The organism is Paenibacillus glucanolyticus, assembly GCF_037333485.1.
Taxonomy (GTDB): Bacteria; Bacillota; Bacilli; order Paenibacillales; family Paenibacillaceae; genus Paenibacillus_AQ; species Paenibacillus_AQ glucanolyticus.
Window position 1 is genome coordinate 5,366,043 of record NZ_CP147845.1, and the last position, 16,346, is coordinate 5,382,388.

The window sequence follows — 16,346 nt, forward strand, 5'->3', positions numbered from 1 at the left end:
ATATTCATGCCATGCATAGTACGAAAAAACGTACTAAGTATGATAAAGAATAGTACTGGGTTTAAACCGGATACTATGCTAAAGTATCAACCATCAAGCCTATCCAATGATCAAATACGGACTTCCGCTGGGAGATGAGAATATGAGAACAACGAGTCATGAGGAGTTTAAAACCAAAGGCATACTGACCACGCTGCAATTAATAGGCGGCAAGTGGAAGCCGCTGATTCTGTTTATACTGCTGCAGGACGGAACCAAGCGGTTCGGAGAGCTCAGACGTATGCTTCCAGGCGTTACCCAAGGCATGCTTACGAATCAGCTTCGTGAACTGGAACAGGATGGGCTCATTGTACGCAAGGTATATCAGGAGATTCCGCCCAAGGTGGAGTACTCCATCTCCGACCATGGGAAAACCTTGGACAGCGTTCTGGCAGACATGTGCACCTGGGGATTTCAGCATTTGGATTATATCGACCATGTAAACCGGCAAAGGGATGACAGCCATGAGAAAAATGCGGGCGGACTGTAAACGCAGCCCCCTTACATGCGAGATGGACTCCATTCTGGCATAGGGAGGGAATGGAGAATGGATAAAGCCGGTCCCGAGGGGAGCGGCTTTATCTGCTGTTTCAAGAGCAGATATTCAAAAAAATTTTTTTCTTCCAAGTATTGCTTTATATATCGTCACGATATATATTTGTGTCGTAACGATATATAATTGGAGGAACTCAGATGTATGAGCTTTTTGTATTAGGTGAATTGGTGACAGGTGATAAGCACGGATACATGCTTCAGGAAATTCTTAAAAATGCGGGCGGACCCTACCGCCAGATCAGTTCCGGCACGCTGTACCCTCTGCTCTCCCGCATGGTGGATAACGGATGGATCCATCTTAAGCTCGACGAAACTGGCGGAGGGAAGCGCCCCCGAAAAATCTATCAGATCACCGATGCCGGGCAGCAAAAATTCCTGGAGCTCATGGAGAAGCCGCTGGAATTCAACATGGATACGGAGCACCATTTCCATTTCAAAATGGTGTATTTCCGGTATGTTCCGAAGGAAATCCGATTGGCCTGTCTGGAGCAGTATTTGACTTATCTCGAAACCAATCTGAAACATGTGACGGAATTTGAAGCCGAGATCACGTTTTACAAGCCTGAGCCTGAGAAGCAGCGGCTTCAATTGATGAGAGTACTGGATCATCGGAGGCAGATGGGGCTAACGAATATCGAGTGGATCAGACAAGAAATCGAGGCTGTTAAATCCACCGAAGAATAGGGGTCAGCCTTAGCAGAGATTCAATATAAGGAGGAATAAGGATGGACGAAGTCGTTCATTCAGATGACAATCGGGATGTTATTTCTGTTTACGGGCTTCTATCTGCTGCTGCCCACGCTCCCCCTCTATATCAAGCACTTGGGCGGCTCGGAATCCCAGGTTGGATTGGCGGCCGGTGCGTTCACGCTGACGGCGGTTGTCTTTCGCCCGATTGTCGGGGGACTAGTGGACCGGTACGGCAGAAGGATATTTTATATTTGGGGCCTTCTATTGTTTGTCCTCTCGATGTATCTCTACGATTGGGTTGGCAGCATCCTGCTGCTGCTTGCGCTGCGAATCCTGCACGGTGCGAGTTGGGCTTTCTCGACAACCGCCATCGGAACGGTCATTACGGATTTAATCCCGGCCTCCCGACGCGGGGAAGGCATGGGGTGGTATGGAATGGCAATGACGGTTGCGATGGCGATCGGCCCCTTGCTGGGCACGTATATCGTGGGTGGATATTCCTTTCGGACCTTGTTCCTGATTGCGGCCGGGCTATCCCTCATCGCGCTCATATTGGCCTATATGACCAGGGTTCCTTATGAAGCTAAACCCAGTGCTGGGCGGATTCAACTGGTCGAGAAATCCGTTCTTCCTGTCACGGCTGCAATCTTTTTCCTGGCTGTCGCATATGGCGGAATCACAACCTTTCTCCCGCTGTTTGCAGATTCCATCCGGGTCAATCCGGGAACTTTTTTCCTCGTATATGCAATCGCACTTACCCTGATTCGGCCCTTTGCCGGGAAGCTGTCAGACCGTTTCGGAGAAGCATTCATCATCATTCCCTCCCTTATTGTCACGGCGGCAGCCCTGGTTGTCTTAAGTTTGTCAAGCGGATTACCTGGACTGGTTACAGCCGCAATCCTGTACGGTATCGGCTTCGGCTCGGCCCAGCCTGCACTTCAAGCAGCCACGCTCCGCATTGCTCCAGAGCATCGAAGAGGTGCAGCCAACGCCTCTTTCATGACGGCTTTCGATCTTGGTATCGGACTTGGCGCAATCCTCCTGGGCCTGGTATCCGAGCATATAGGCTATACGTATCTGTTCTCCGTAACCGCAGCCTCGGTCGTCGTTTCCTTGGCGATTTTCACAATCTTTGTGAGACGACTGCTCAAGCCTACAGACGTGGAAAAAACCTAAGGGTGCCGCGCCCGTTCATTCTCTCTCGTACCCGTAACCTCCGCACCCGCTCCCGAATAGGCTAACATAACTCATGTTAGATTGGAGCGATTGTACGCATGGCTCAATATGTACCACCGGTGAATATCCATACCCTCACGCATACGGCGCCCGGCCTTGTTATTCATTATCCGCAAGTATACGGCCTCGCGAATCGGCAGGTGGAGGACGTTATCAACCGGACTATACTGCAGCAAATCCAGGATATGCAGCATGCCCAGCAGCAGGTCCAGACGGGAACCCATCCGCAGACTACCGGAACTTTTGAGATTAAAACGAATGAGCGCGGCATTCTTAGCCTTGTTCTGACCAACTATACCTACTCCGAGCCTATGGCCCACGGTTATACGGTGACAAGAGCACTTACCTTCTCCACATTCACGGGAAAATCCTATGCCTTATCCGACCTGTTCCGTCCGGACTCCAATTATCAAGCCGTATTGGCGGCCGAGGTGAACCGTCAGATCAAGGCACGCAGCCTTCCTGTACTGGAGGGCACCCCGATTACCGTGTCCCCGAATCAGGACTTCTATCTGGCCGATAAATCACTGGTCCTCTTCTATCCGCTTTATGCCATCACGCCTTACTACGTCGGTTTTCCGATGTTCCCATTCTCGGTCTACGACCTGTTGGGCATGGCACCTGAGAACGGATTGTTATCGGATCTTGCGGCGGATGTGGTGTAACAATAGCGATCTGCACAGCACAATCGGTAGCAAGTCAAAAAAACAAACCCGAATCCCTGGCACCTTACACCAGAGTCTCGGGTTTGTCTGTTATCATCTCATGGTCGTTAGCTTTCGCTGCTTACACCATGATTTTGCAAATATCATTCGTGAATTCCACCGGATCGGCAATCGGCAAGCCTTCGATCAGCAGCGCCTGATTATAGAGCAGATTCGTGTACAGCTTCAGCTTGTCCTGATCCCCCTGCAGTGCTTTCAGGGATGTAAACACCTCGTGGTTTGTGTTGATCTCCAGCACCTTGTCTGCCTGGATATCCTGTCCGTTCGGCATTGCCTTCAATATTTTCTCCATCTCAATGGATACATCGCCCTCTGTGGACAGGCATACCGGATGGGATTTCAGGCGTTTGGAGGCTTTAACGGATTTCACCTTGCCAGCCAAGAGGCCGCCCATGGCTTCAAAGAGCTCCTTGTTGTCGCTTTCTTCAGCTTCGTTCTCTTGCTTGTCGGCCTCTGAATCAATGCCAAGATCCCCGCTCGATACCGATTTGAATTCCTTCTCCTTGTATTTCATAAGCATCTTGATGGCAAACTCATCCACATCGTCGGTGAAGTACAGAATTTCATAGCCTTTATCCAGCACCATTTCCGTCTGCGGAAGCTTCTCGATCCGGTCAATGGAATCGCCGGACGCATAATAGATATATTTTTGATCCTCCGGCATTCTCGATACATACTCATCCAGCGAGACCAGCTTCTTCTCTTGGGAAGACGTGAACAGCAGCAGATCCTGAAGATCTTCCTTGTTCATGCCGTAGTCATTGTAGACGCCGAATTTCAAGCCTCTGCCAAAAGATTCAAAGAATTTCTCATAATTCTCTCTCTCGTCTTTCAGCATGCTTTGCAGCGCGCCCTTCACCTTATTCTTGATGTTCTTCGCAATCAGCGTCAGCTGACGATCATGCTGGAGCATCTCGCGGGAGATGTTCAGAGATAGATCCTCCGAATCGACCATCCCCTTCACGAAGCTGAAATAATCCGGCAGCAGGTCGCCGCATTTGTCCATGATCAGGACGCCATTGGAATAGAGCTCAAGCCCCTTCTCGTATTCCTTGGTGTAATAATCGAAAGGCGTATTCTCGGGAATAAACAAAATCGCATTGTATACAACGGCACCGTCCGCTTTGACATGGATGTGCTTCAGCGGCTTATCGAAGCCGTAACGCTTCTCGTTGTAGAAATTCTCGTAATCGGCGTCCGTCAGCTCGCCCTTGTTCTTGCGCCAGATCGGCACCATGCTGTTGATGGTCTGCTCTTCCTGAACTTCCTCGAACTCGTTCTCGGCATCCTCCTTCGGACGCTGCGTTTTCACGTCCATCTTGATCGGATAGCGGATGAAGTCGGAGTACTTCTTAACGATGGCTCTCAGGCGGTATTCTTCCAAATATTCATCATACTGATCGTCTTCCGTATTCTCTTTGATCTTCAGCACGATCTCGGTTCCGATGGATTCCTTCTCAGCCGGTGTTAGGGTATACCCTTCCGCACCTTCGGATTCCCACTTGAACGCTTCGTCGCTGCCGAGGGCTCGGCTTGTCACGGTAACCACATCAGCAACCATGAACGCGGAATAGAAGCCGACACCGAATTGGCCAATAATGTTGTGGCCGTCCTTCGCTTCATTCTCGCTCTTGAACGCAAGGGATCCGCTCTTCGCGATGACGCCGAGGTTGTTCTCCAGGTCTTCCTTCGTCATTCCGATCCCTGTATCGGTAATGGTCAGTGTGCGGCTTGCTTTATCTGCGGTAATCTTAACGTAGTAATCTTCTTTGTTAAAGGTCAAGTTGTCGTCGGTCAGAGCTTTATAATAAATCTTGTCAATCGCGTCGCTGGCATTTGAAATCAGCTCACGCAGAAAAATTTCACGCTGCGTATAGATGGAATTGATCATCATCTCGAGCAGCCGTTTGGACTCAGCTTTAAACTGTTTTTTCGCCATGAAAAAATCTCCCTTCCAATCTGAACGAGGTTTCATTTAGCACTCTAGTCAGAAGAGTGCTAACACTTCTTCTATTTAAACATGTACCAATTTTTGATGTCAATATATTTGGAGACTTTCTGCGGAACAAAATAGGAACACGGCAGCCGATCAGCATAACACCGGACTTCTATGTGAATATCGGGAATAATCCTGTAACTGTAAAAAGGCCGCCTGAAAAGGTCAATTCGACCCTTTAGACAGCCTCTTCTTATTCACGGCTCCATACTGCTGCTTAATCTCTTGGATAGGACCGGACGAATCCACCACACGTAATACAGACCGCAGAGCAGCAGCACCCCGGCTGTGACCAGGAAGGGGAGCCGGTAATCCTGCCGGGCCAGGATCAGGCCGGAAACCAGCGTTGCCCCGGACGATCCTAAACTCCGGAATACCGATCTCATGCCGGCATACAGATTCCGCTCCTGTTCATGAAACGCAGACATCAGCAGACTGTCCAGCAGATTGGACAGCATGGTCACACCTCCGCCCCGAAGCAGGAACAGTGCTACAAACAGCCACACGGGCAGGATCATGGATAAAGCGGCAAACAGCAAAATATTGACGATGAATACCGAAAGAATGGCCGTATTATAACCAAACCGTTCCATGACGTACGGCGTCATCAACGAGCAAATAAACAGTAGATTCGCGCCGACGGCCAGAATCAGGGATACCTGATCATCCATCCAATCCAGCCGGAACTTCACGATCACATTCAGGAATGAACCGGTCATCGCAATACAGCCTCCCAGCAGGGCCATAAACACAGCGAACAGCCACAAGGTCCCGGACGATATCGGCGCTGTTAACCTGGATAATCCCTTGGAAGGTGAATGGTATGCTGCTTCCTCGTCCAAATGCCTCCGCTCGGCAGGCAGCCAGAACGCTCTGATAACGCCATGAAGAACAAGCACCAGCCCCGTCAGAAGCAGAGACACTTCATAACCCCTGCTTCCTTCAAATCCCTTGGAGATATACCCGGCAGCCAGCGTCCCGAGTCCCGTAAAAGCCGTAAAGACGGCAAACATGAGGGAGAACGCGCGGGCTTCTTCCTTGCGCGAGCGGCAATAATGGAAGAGAAGCTGGATCTCCGTTGTCTCGACAAGCGTCAAACCCGTGGATACCAGAATCTGCGCGGCGTAAAACCAGAGTAATTCATCGCTGACGGCAAACAGGACATTCCCTCCGGCAATAAAGAAAACACCGGTAACCAGCAGTTTTTTCCTTCCTATCCGGTTCGCGAGCAGGGAAACCGGAATGGCGAGCACGCCCATAATCAGAATGCCCATTGATACCAACGCGCCGATCTCGTCTTCCCTCAGCCCCCGGAAGAGCAGATGCAAATTCAGAACAAGTGTATACAGACCAATCCCGACACCGTAGAAGGCCTCGCTTATTAAGAATCGTCGCACCCCCGTAGACAGCTGCAGCAGGTCTTTGATGTAAAAGGACATGTTATTCCCCTTCTCCAGAAAATCCAAAAACGTTATGAATCGAACCGCTCATGGTCACTTATAAAATTTCGCTTCCGACCGCATCCTCCGGCTTAAGCATACCGGATCGTCCTCGGCTGTATAAGCCTTCAGAAGAATACGGAAGCGAAACGGCTCCGGCTTGATCGAATGCTCCGGAGATTGTGCCGGACCACAGCTGTTGCTGCCTAGTCCGTTCTGCCGATAGTCCAGATTCAGCGTAACAAAGCTGCGTGGTACAAGATCGCTGGCATGTCCTGCGGACTCCACATCGGAATCGGTATATCGGCTCGCGCTGAAATTCAGAACGGGCTCGCCTACGGCAAGCAGACCCAAGCCACCGCCATCCGTGATGGACATCCAGCGGACATCCGATCGGTTTCCGTTCTCCTGCGGATAAATATATGGCGTGAACAATCCGTCCACGGTGCTGCAGTATGCTCCGAACCGTCCCGCTTCCAGGCTGTCCGGGTAGCTCTCTTCAGGTCCTCTGCCGTACCACCGAACAAACTCCATATCTCCCGCAACTTGCATTTGAAGTCCGATCTTCGGCAGCATGGCGGGCGGGCTGCCGATCGGCTCACCCTTCACATCCATGATGATCAAGCCGCTGGCGGTAATCGTATAGGTCGTTTCACAGCGGAAGCCCCAGTCATAAACCGGTGGGGCAATGCGGGAAATCCGCCGTACCTCAACGCATTCCTGGTCCAATCGCTTCCATTCGAAATGATCGATCCGCTCAGTGAGCCGGTCCAGATGGGCTTTGCGCCATTCCGGCAGCACGTACATGTCGTTATCAATCGGCGGACGCCAGAAATTCAGCGCCGGTCCGCCAAACGAGAGCCTTTTGCCATGCAGCGACAAGCTTTCAAAGCCGGAACGAAGGGCATTGAACGAGAGCTGAAACCTCCCGTTATTCAGCATAAGCCTATGCTTCTCCTCGGTTACGCGCAGTTCTCCGTAACCCGTTGCAGCGGCCGGCTGAAATTCGGGTGCGGATGCAGCGCGCAGCAGAAACTGGGACCATGCCACCTCATGCCCGCGTTCCGCCCAAGTGCAGTCAGCAGCCAGCGAGAAGGATACCTCGAGCCACAGTTCGGCGAAGGGACTGACGCCTAATGCCGCTTGCTCCATGACCTCGAGGAGGCTAAGCTCCGCGCTTGTTCCTGCTTCGATTCGTGGAAGCGCCAGCAGTCCGCTGTGGACCAGCTGTCCATCGGCCAATACCCGGTAATGGGCCAGCAAATGATCCAGTGAAATGAAATCATAGCGGTTCATGATGAGCAGGCGCCCCTGATTCGGCATCGACAAACGAATAGGCTCAATAACCTTCTTGTATTCCAGTAGTCCGGGAGAAGGCGTCCGGTCCGGCCGCACCAAGCCGTCGATAACAAAATTGCTGTTGTTTGGCACATCGCCGTAATCGCCGCCGTAGGCGTAATCCTTCTTGCCGTCCGCCGTCGTTCGGCTCAGCCCATGATCAATCCACTCCCAGACGAAACCGCCCGCAAGGCGGCTGTGGACCTCAAAGGCATTGAAGTAAGGACGCAGGCCGCCAGGCCCGTTGCCCATCGCATGTGCATACTCGCACAGAATATGTGGCTTGGGATGATCAGTCATGCTGCCGAAGCCCTCCATCTTCTCGACGGAGGAATACATGGTGCTCACCACATCGCACACCTCGGCCTCCCGGTCCTCCTCGTAATGGATCAGCCTTGTTGGATCATGCTCCCGGCACCACTCCGCCATCGCGCGGAAATTGCAGCCGAAGCCGGATTCGTTGCCGAGGGACCAGAACAGCACGGACGGATGGTTCTTATCCCGCTCCACCATCCGCCTTACACGATCCACATAGGCTTCCTTCCATTGCGGATCGTCGCTCAGGAAGGAAATGTTGCCAAGCAGCTCGAAGCCGTGGGTCTCCAGATCCGTCTCTTCCATCACATACAGCCCATACACGTCGCACAGCTCGTAGAACCGGGGATCATTCGGATAATGAGCCGTCCGCACGGCATTGATGTTGTGCTGCTTCATTAAACGGATATCATCCAGCATCGTGGACAGCGTGACCGTCCGGCCCGTATCCGGGTGATGGTCATGGCGGTTCACTCCCTTGAGCAGGATGGCCCTGCCATTCACCAGCAGCTGCCCGTCCTTCACTTCAACCGAGCGGAACCCGACACGCTGCGCCACAGTCTCCAGCGTTTGACCCTGGGTATCCCGCAGCTTGATCACCAGGTGATATAATGCCGGAGACTCCGCGCTCCATAAGGCCGGACCTGTGATTTCAATATCCAGCTCCTCCGTTACCGAGTGCGTCACTTCTCTTTGGGCTGACCCCACTTCAGCTCCGTCTCCATTCAACAGGTGAAGCTGCACCGATCCGGGCTCCGTCCCTTCCAGCTCCAAACGCACGTTCAGCTTGGCGCTCCGATACTCCTCGTCCAGCTCGGTCAAGACACGAAAATCCTCAATGCGAAGGCTCGATGGCTCGGCAATCAGATAAACATCCCTGAAAATGCCGCTCATCCACCACATATCCTGATCTTCCAGATAGCTACCGTCCGACCACTGATATACTCTGACAGCCATCCGGTTCACCCCGGTCTTCAGGTAGGGGGTCAGATCAAACTCGGAGGTCAGCCGGCTCCCCTGGCTGTAGCCGATGAACGCTCCGTTCAGCCACACGTGAAATGCGCTGTCCACCCCGTCGAATTTCACGCGAATCTTCCGGCCATCCCATGGTTTCGGAAGGTCGAACTCGCGCACGTAGCTGCCCGTCGGATTCGCATTCGGCACATGCGGCGGATCGACCGGAAACGGATAATACAAGTCCGTGTAATGCGGATGACCGTAGCCCTGCAGCTGCCAATGTCCCGGAACCTTAATGTCATCCCAGTCCGATATATTGAATCCCTCCAGATAAAAAGCTTCAGGGGCAGCCTCCGGCTCTTCGGCATAATGGAATTTCCATACCCCGTTCAGTGATTGGTACCAGGGCGAGCTGCCTCTGTCATAACTTAATGCTCCGTCCGTATCCTCGAACGGAATAAAATAGGCCCGGCTCTTCGCCCGGTTTCTCTCCAGCACGGTCAGATTATCCCAGTCACGGTCGATACGATTGTCTCTCATAGGTCTCTCCATCCTTTCTCCAGCGGTCTAAGCTTCTAGTGGTCGTTCAAAAAGTCATCTTTCCATGGGTTTTTGAACACGCACTTCTATGTTCTGATGCTGCATATGCTGCATATCAATCGTGGATGCCTCTTATCACCGGCACGGTTATCCCTTGATCCCCGTCGTGGCAATACCGCCGACGATATAACGCTGCGCAAAGAAAAATACGGCCAGCGGCGGAATGGAGATCAGGCATGTAATCGCCATAATGGACTGCATGTCGACGCCGTGCATGCCCTTGAATTGGGACAACCCCAGCGTCAGCGTGTATTTCGTCTGGTCGTTCAGGAAGATGAGCGGACCCAGATAATCGTTCCAGCAGCTCATCATATGGAACACGGCAACCAGAATAAGCGAGGGTCCCATCAGCGGCACGATGATCCGCAATAGAACCGTCATTTTCCCTGCACCGTCAATCGTTGCCGCTTCATCCAGCTCCTTCGGCAGGGTCATGATGAATTGGCGCAGCAGGAAGATGAAATAAGCGGAACCGAACCAGGACGGTACGATAAGCGGTTTCAGCGTGTTGATCCAGCCCAGATAATTAAACTCCATATACTGCGGAATCATGGTCACTTCCCACGGAATCATCATCGTGGCGAGCACGATCAGAAACAATGCATCCCGCCCCTTGAACTGAAACCGGGCAAACCCGTAAGCCACGAGCGTACACGATATGAGCTGCCCAAGCGTTGACAGCAGCGTCACGATCAGCGTATTTTTCAAAAACATATTAAACGGCTGAATGCTCCAGGCCTCCGCGAAGTTACTGAAGCGCCACACGGACGGAAACCATTTTGGAGGAAACAGATACAGCTCCTGCTGGGATTTCAGAGCTGTTGTGATGGCCCAGAAGAGCGGGGCCATGAACAGCAGGGAGCATAAGATCAGCAGGGTGTACGTTATCACTTTTTTCATGCGGAACGCCCCTCTCCATCGACATGAATCCCTCGTTTGGCACGCTTCGGCTTCTCCTTCTTCATCTCGCCCTCATAGAACACCCAGGCCTCCGAAGACTTGAACACCAGGAACGTCAGCGTCAGCACGATCAGGAACATGAACCACGCATTGGCTGCAGAGTAACCCATCTTGAAGTATTTGAACGCATTCTCATACATGTACATGGCATAGAAGAACGTGGACTTCAGCGGCCCCCCCCCCGTAAGCAGAAGCGCGAGCGTCAGCTGCTGGAAAGCCGCAATGATGGATGTGATCAGGTTAAACAACAGGGTGGGCGTAATCATCGGGATCGTCACATTGAAGAATTGCCTGATCTTGCCCGCACCGTCTATCGAAGCCGACTCATAGAGATCCTTGGGAATTCCTTTGAGGCCTGCCAGAAAAATAAGCATCATCGCCCCCTGGCCCCACAGGCTTGCAATCACCATGGCGACCAAAGACCACTTCGTATCATTCAGCCAGTCCGGGCCTTCAATACCAACAATCGATAAGAAATAATTCAATATGCCGTAATCGCCGCTGTATACCCAGGACCAGATCATAGCAAGGGCTACACCAGAGATGACCGACGGCAGGTAGAAGGCGGTGCGGAAGAAGGCGCTTCCCCTTACCTTCTGATTCAGCAGCATGGCGAGCCCTAGGGCCACAACGATATTCAGCGGCACGAACAAAGCCGCAAACTTCAAGGTAACCAGCAGCGATTTCCAGAATAACGGATCATTCGAGAACATCTCCACGTAGTTGTCGATGCCAACAAAGGTCACTTGACCTACAATCGGCCAATCAAAAAACGAAATGACAAGGGAAAACAGCAGCGGGCCCAGCGTGAAGACCAGGAATCCGAATATCCATGGAAAAATGAAGAGGTAGGGCACAGCCCCACCCCATCTTTTGGGTCCAAGTCGCTTCGGGGCCGTTGTCTGCTGTTGTGAGTAAGACGCATGCGTGTGGGCCATTATCGCGATCCTTCTTTCTTCAATTATTTCAAATAGCGTTCGCTATCCTTCACTGCCTGGTTCAGAACCTCCTGGGCATCGCTGCCAAACATGACAGATTCCACGGCTGCCGACAGCTGGCGGTTCACTTCATTCCATTTCGGATTCAGCAGGAAAGCCGGCGTATTGTCCGAACGCTCCAGCATCGTGTAATACGGCTTGTAGAGAGGGTCCTGATCCTTCTTCAGCTCATTCACCACGCTGACCCGGACCGGAAGGTCGGCTACCCGCATTTTGATCGCTTCATCCGACACGTAGAATTTGATGAACTCCCACGCCAGGTCCTTATTCTTCGAGTCCTTTGCAATGGACAGAGCCGATTCAGCCAACACGCCTTTTACAGGCTTACCCGGGAAAGCCGGCATCTCCACCGTTCCTACGTCAATTCCTGCATCCCGGAAGGATTCCAGCGGCCAGATGCCACTTTCCCACATCGCGATTTTACCGGCTTTGAAAATATCCTCCCCGCTCTGCTGCCCTTTGCCTCCGGTCAGGACGGCTGAGCCGTTCTTGAGCATATCGCCCAGCATCTGAATGGCTTCCGCCGTTTCCTTGCTGTTCATGTAGCCTTCAATCGTTGTCCCATCCTCGGAAATGAAGGAGCCTCCGTTGCTCCATACGAACCCTTGCAGGTCATACGTATCGTTCTCGGCTCGTACGCCGAAGCCATACTGCTTCTTGGATTTATCCGTAAGCTTCTGGGCGTTCTCCTGGAATTCCGTCCATGTCCATCCATCGCTCGGGTAGGCAATGCCCGCATCGTCGAACATCTTCTTGTTGTAGTACACCACCCGGGTCGTAAAGCCCGCCGGGATTCCGTACAGCTGATTATCGATCTTGCCGTAGTTAAACAATCCTTGGTAAAAATCATCGATATTCAAGTCCTCGTCCTTGGACGCGTAGGAATCCAGCGGCTCCAGGGACTGGTGATACGTCGGAAAATCCCACATATACATTACGTCCGGCGGATTGGCTGCGCCAAAACCGGCGGCCAGCTTCTGATCGAACCCGTCGGCATAGGCCTCCACCTGCACCTTCGTGCCGGGATGCGACTCCTCGAACTTCTTGGCGATTTCCTGCTCAATCTTCAGTGCGTCTCCTGTATCCCAGGTAGCGAAACGAAGTGTCTTTGCAACACCCGCCGAATGGCCGTCCGGCTCCTTCGCGCTCCCGGTCCCGCCGCTGCCGCCGCATGCGGCGAGCAGCGAGGCCATTAACGTCATAACGGACACCACTGCAATCCATGACATTCTTTTTTTCATATTGTCAGCTCCCCCTAAGTATTGAGGTAATATTAATTGAACCGCTTTCATCATAACTCGATTGAAAGCGGTTCAAAACGTGCGCTGATTCGCATAATATCGTGTTTTTGTTCGAACCTGTTGCAGCAGGTGTTCATTTGTTTACCGTGACTCCCCTTTTTGTTCGGCACGGTATTGGCTTGGTGTCTGGCCAGTGCAGCGCTTGAACCATTTGCTGAAATATTTGCTATCTCCAAGCCCGGTCTTCTCGGCGATTTCCTGCATCGTTAAGGAGGTTTCACGCAGCAGGCCATAGGCGAGGCGAAGCTTGCGTTTATATTGGAAAGCAATAAAGCTGTCCCCTACCGTTTTCTTAAACAGGATCGAAAAATGACTTCGGCTCAATCCCACCTTCTGAGCGAGTTCCGCCGCCGACCATTCGTCTGCGGGGTGCTCGTGCAGCAGATGAACCGCATGCAGTATGGGCTCAGGCCAATGCTCCCCTCTAAGACCGTAGGCCCGCTCCAGCTCAGCTTCCTTGTGCAGGGATCGAAAGGCCTCCTGGAGCTCTTCCAGATCGTGAAGGTTTCCCCGCGAATTCCATACCAGCTGTCCGCAGCGGCTCTTCATCTCCACCAGCAGGCTGTCCGCGGCTCCCTTACCCTCATCCGGTACAGCCCAATAACAGTTGTCCGCGCCATATGGAATCAGCCTGCAGCACAGGAGGCCTGGCTCATGGGAACCCTGATCCTGAATCAGGCTCTCCCATTGGCCGCTGCAGCCTGCCGTCTTCACCAGATAAAGTGAGAAGGGCTTTCCTTCCTCTTGCCAGCCGCGGGTGCAAAGCTTTCCGAATTCTCCGGGAAATCTATCGTTATGACCGTTAAGCCACGCAAACAATTGCGTGGATAACTGTTCTTCCCGCTGGTGACCGTAAGTCTGCGTATCGTTCAGCTCGCGCTGGAATTTGCCCAGCATGGCTTCGAGCTCTTCATCCTCGAATGCGGTTTTCAGCAGGTACCCCGAAGCGCCGAGACGCATCCCCTCCTGGGCATATTCGAAATCCCGGTGGCAGCTGAGCAGAATAATTCGAGTTTCCGGCGCAGCCTCCTTCACTTTACGGCACAGCTCGATGCCATCCATCTCCGGCATGACGATATCCGTAATGACCACCTGCGGACGAAACTCCAGAAAAGCTTCCCAAGCGGCCTGACCGTTGGGACTATCGGCCACAACCTCCATCCCGTATTGGCCCCATGGCACCGTGGATCGGAGCCCCTTGCGCACAATGCTCTCATCATCGGCAATCATCACTTTAATTTTCTCGGTTTCCATCGTCGTAAGACTCCTCCCTTTTTGGCCAGCGTATCGTGATGGTCGTTCCCTCTCCCTTAACCGAATGCACGGTCAGTCCGTAGAGCGGGCCAAAGTGCAGCTTGAACTTCTGGTCGGCGTTCCGCACGCCAAGCCCTCCGCGGCCCTTACGCTTTATCTCCGGCGAGAATAACAAGGCCAGTTTCTCCTCCTTCATGCCGGCCCCGTTATCAAAGAGCGTAAGCACAAGCTCGTCGCGATCCTCCTCGACCTTGACATGGATTTCTCCCTGACCATCGGTAAAAGCATGAAAAAAAATGTTCTCGAACAGCGGCTGGAGGGTCATCCGCGGAATCAAATAAGGCAACAACGCCTCATCGCAATCCAGCCGATAACGGAACACCTTGCCATACCGGATCTCCTGAATGTTCAAAAAATGTCCGATCATGGTCAGTTCCCTGTTCAGTGTGACGAGTTCCTGGGAAATATCCAAATTCCCCTCCAGCACCATCGTCAGATGGTACAGCATCTGACGGATGTCTTCTGCGCCTTCCAGCCTGGCTTTCCACTGGATGGAGTTAAGTGTATTAAACAGCAGATGGGGATTGATCTGGTAATGGAATGCACGCAGCTCAGCCTCCTTTTTCAGACGCTCGCTTTGCTCCACCTCACCGATCAGCGACTTCACACCCGTCACCATCCGATTAAAGCTCATATCCAGACTGCCCAGCTCATCCTTGCCCTCAATCGGGGTACGGGTATCCAGATTGCCAAAACTCACCTTCTGCATCGAATCCTTCAAAGTTCTGATCCGTGAGGTAAACCGGGAAGAGAACATGTAGGCGATGCCGAAGGCAAGCAGGCAGGAGACGATAGCAACCACCATCGTGTTCGCCCGAATGATGCCGGACGATTGATAGAAGGCTTTTGCAGAAATTCTGGCCTCCATTGTCCATTGATTGACAGCCAGGGTTCGGGACCAGGTCATATCGCTCGGTTTGGGCGAATAATCGGCAGCCGTCTCATAAACGACCGTGCCGTCCGGTGATTTTATAAGCAGATGGGCATGCGTGTCAGTCTCGAACTTGTGGAAGCTGCGAAGCAAATCCTCGGCCTGCTCCTCGATGAGAATCACGCTGCCGTCTTGTGCCTTGTCCGGGTGATGGATCGGTACCGCCAAGCCGATAACAGGCAGGTTGTCGCTATCGCTGCTCTTGATGGAATGATTCTGTGGATAGAAGCCAAGCCAATAGGTGCCCGCATATGCCTTCGGTTTGGCATTCCACGTCGGAATATTGCCAAGTTTGGCCACGTCCAGATTATGCTCCCCGTAGTAATATCCAGAGGTCGTAATAATGTAAATTCCGGCAGTCAGCTGAGTCCGAAGGGACTTCAATAACGATTCAAAATCATTCTTCTCCATGATGTCGCTATATGTGGATGGCGTCTGATTTCCAAGCCCCGTGTGGCTCGGGTCCAGTAAATAGGAATAGATCGTCTCCGCCGTCTGCTTCATCCGGCTCAAGGTCGAACTCGTCTGCTGCTCCAGTTGCGCTACGGCATTGTCGCCGTACTTACCGAACTGGGAATTGATCACCTTCGCCGATTGATAATAAGACAGACCGCCCAGCGAGAATAGCGGAATTAGGGTTACGATTAAAAAACAGGCAAGCAGCTTGGTTCTTATGCTGTGATAGTTTCCAGTGAACAGTCGGCTGACTCGCTCTTTGATCCCCTGTAAGTTCATGATTACTCTCCCCGCTGTCGTATCGTTAAGTTGGATCCATCATAATCATCTCGTCATGCAGATGCTAGACCATGCACATCCATTCATGATACCGCTTTCATTATAAACCCGAACAAAGGGCTTGTAATTAGGCGCCAACTGGAAAATATAAGGAAGAAAACGGAAAAAGCACCTCTTCCACAAGGCAAATCGCCTGGGAAGAAGTGTGATTCCATCA

The 16,346-nt window shown here is 52.3% G+C and carries 12 protein-coding genes; 4 read left to right on the forward strand and 8 right to left on the reverse strand.

Annotated features, from left to right (window positions below; translation table 11 throughout):
• The first annotated feature begins 142 nt into the window (after window positions 1-142).
• From WDY75_RS25110 to WDY75_RS25125, 4 genes are all read left to right on the forward strand, one after another.
• Entirely contained in the window at window positions 143-529 is a 387-nt protein-coding gene (locus tag WDY75_RS25110) for a winged helix-turn-helix transcriptional regulator (RefSeq protein WP_063478736.1), read from the forward strand.
• A gap of 203 nt (window positions 530-732) precedes the next feature.
• Entirely contained in the window at window positions 733-1,278 is a 546-nt protein-coding gene (locus WDY75_RS25115; protein ID WP_036641037.1) for a PadR family transcriptional regulator, read from the forward strand.
• Window positions 1,279-1,353: 75 nt separating this feature from the next.
• Window positions 1,354-2,460, forward strand: coding sequence for an MFS transporter (locus WDY75_RS25120; RefSeq protein WP_231888013.1), 1,107 nt, complete (start codon window positions 1,354-1,356; stop codon window positions 2,458-2,460).
• Window positions 2,461-2,558: 98 nt separating this feature from the next.
• Window positions 2,559-3,185 carry a DUF3298 and DUF4163 domain-containing protein gene (locus tag WDY75_RS25125; protein WP_063478734.1) on the forward strand — a complete coding sequence of 209 codons (627 nt, stop codon included), beginning with the start codon at window positions 2,559-2,561 and terminating at the stop codon, window positions 3,183-3,185.
• Window positions 3,186-3,306: 121 nt separating this feature from the next.
• Here the strand turns inward: WDY75_RS25125 and htpG are convergent, their stop codons facing one another.
• The 8 genes from htpG to WDY75_RS25165 form a co-directional block, all read right to left on the reverse strand.
• Window positions 3,307-5,184: a molecular chaperone HtpG gene (gene htpG, locus WDY75_RS25130; protein ID WP_036641029.1), complete on the reverse strand. Its 1,878-nt coding sequence runs from the start codon at window positions 5,182-5,184 to the stop codon at window positions 3,307-3,309.
• 254 nt (window positions 5,185-5,438) lie between these two features.
• Window positions 5,439-6,680, reverse strand: coding sequence for an MFS transporter (locus WDY75_RS25135; RefSeq protein ID WP_063478733.1), 1,242 nt, complete (start codon window positions 6,678-6,680; stop codon window positions 5,439-5,441).
• Between the two features lie 54 nt (window positions 6,681-6,734).
• Window positions 6,735-9,830, reverse strand: a complete 3,096-nt coding sequence (locus WDY75_RS25140) for a glycoside hydrolase family 2 TIM barrel-domain containing protein (RefSeq protein WP_063478732.1) — start codon at window positions 9,828-9,830, stop codon at window positions 6,735-6,737.
• Window positions 9,831-9,977: 147 nt separating this feature from the next.
• On the reverse strand, window positions 9,978-10,790 hold the full coding sequence (locus WDY75_RS25145; protein WP_063478731.1) for a carbohydrate ABC transporter permease: 813 nt from the start codon (window positions 10,788-10,790) through the stop codon (window positions 9,978-9,980).
• On the reverse strand, window positions 10,787-11,788 hold the full coding sequence (locus tag WDY75_RS25150) for a carbohydrate ABC transporter permease (RefSeq protein ID WP_063478730.1): 1,002 nt from the start codon (window positions 11,786-11,788) through the stop codon (window positions 10,787-10,789). Before WDY75_RS25150 ends, WDY75_RS25145 begins: the two co-directional genes overlap by 4 nt.
• Before the next feature lie 23 nt (window positions 11,789-11,811).
• On the reverse strand, window positions 11,812-13,089 hold the full coding sequence (locus WDY75_RS25155; protein WP_063478729.1) for an ABC transporter substrate-binding protein: 1,278 nt from the start codon (window positions 13,087-13,089) through the stop codon (window positions 11,812-11,814).
• Window positions 13,090-13,230: 141 nt separating this feature from the next.
• Window positions 13,231-14,403 (reverse strand): response regulator, encoded by a 1,173-nt coding sequence (locus WDY75_RS25160; RefSeq protein ID WP_063478728.1) that lies wholly within the window; start codon window positions 14,401-14,403, stop codon window positions 13,231-13,233.
• A complete protein-coding gene (locus WDY75_RS25165) occupies window positions 14,384-16,129 on the reverse strand; it encodes a sensor histidine kinase (protein ID WP_063478727.1) in 1,746 nt (581 codons plus the stop codon). Before WDY75_RS25165 ends, WDY75_RS25160 begins: the two co-directional genes overlap by 20 nt.
• Window positions 16,130-16,346: the final 217 nt, after the last annotated feature.

Excerpts from the sequence above, each read along its gene's own strand:
- WDY75_RS25155 (WP_063478729.1), bottom strand. The coding sequence starts at position 13,089 with ATGAAAAAAAGAATGTCATGGATTGCAGTGGTGTCCGTTATGACGTTA.
- WDY75_RS25125 (WP_063478734.1), top strand. The coding sequence starts at position 2,559 with ATGGCTCAATATGTACCACCGGTGAATATCCATACCCTCACGCATACG.
- WDY75_RS25135 (WP_063478733.1), bottom strand. The coding sequence starts at position 6,680 with ATGTCCTTTTACATCAAAGACCTGCTGCAGCTGTCTACGGGGGTGCGA.
- WDY75_RS25115 (WP_036641037.1), top strand. The coding sequence starts at position 733 with ATGTATGAGCTTTTTGTATTAGGTGAATTGGTGACAGGTGATAAGCAC.
- WDY75_RS25110 (WP_063478736.1), top strand. The coding sequence starts at position 143 with ATGAGAACAACGAGTCATGAGGAGTTTAAAACCAAAGGCATACTGACC.
- WDY75_RS25140 (WP_063478732.1), bottom strand. The coding sequence starts at position 9,830 with ATGAGAGACAATCGTATCGACCGTGACTGGGATAATCTGACCGTGCTG.
- WDY75_RS25165 (WP_063478727.1), bottom strand. The coding sequence starts at position 16,129 with ATGAACTTACAGGGGATCAAAGAGCGAGTCAGCCGACTGTTCACTGGA.
- WDY75_RS25160 (WP_063478728.1), bottom strand. The coding sequence starts at position 14,403 with ATGGAAACCGAGAAAATTAAAGTGATGATTGCCGATGATGAGAGCATT.
- htpG (WP_036641029.1), bottom strand. The coding sequence starts at position 5,184 with ATGGCGAAAAAACAGTTTAAAGCTGAGTCCAAACGGCTGCTCGAGATG.
- WDY75_RS25145 (WP_063478731.1), bottom strand. The coding sequence starts at position 10,790 with ATGAAAAAAGTGATAACGTACACCCTGCTGATCTTATGCTCCCTGCTG.
- WDY75_RS25150 (WP_063478730.1), bottom strand. The coding sequence starts at position 11,788 with ATGGCCCACACGCATGCGTCTTACTCACAACAGCAGACAACGGCCCCG.
- WDY75_RS25120 (WP_231888013.1), top strand. The coding sequence starts at position 1,354 with ATGTTATTTCTGTTTACGGGCTTCTATCTGCTGCTGCCCACGCTCCCC.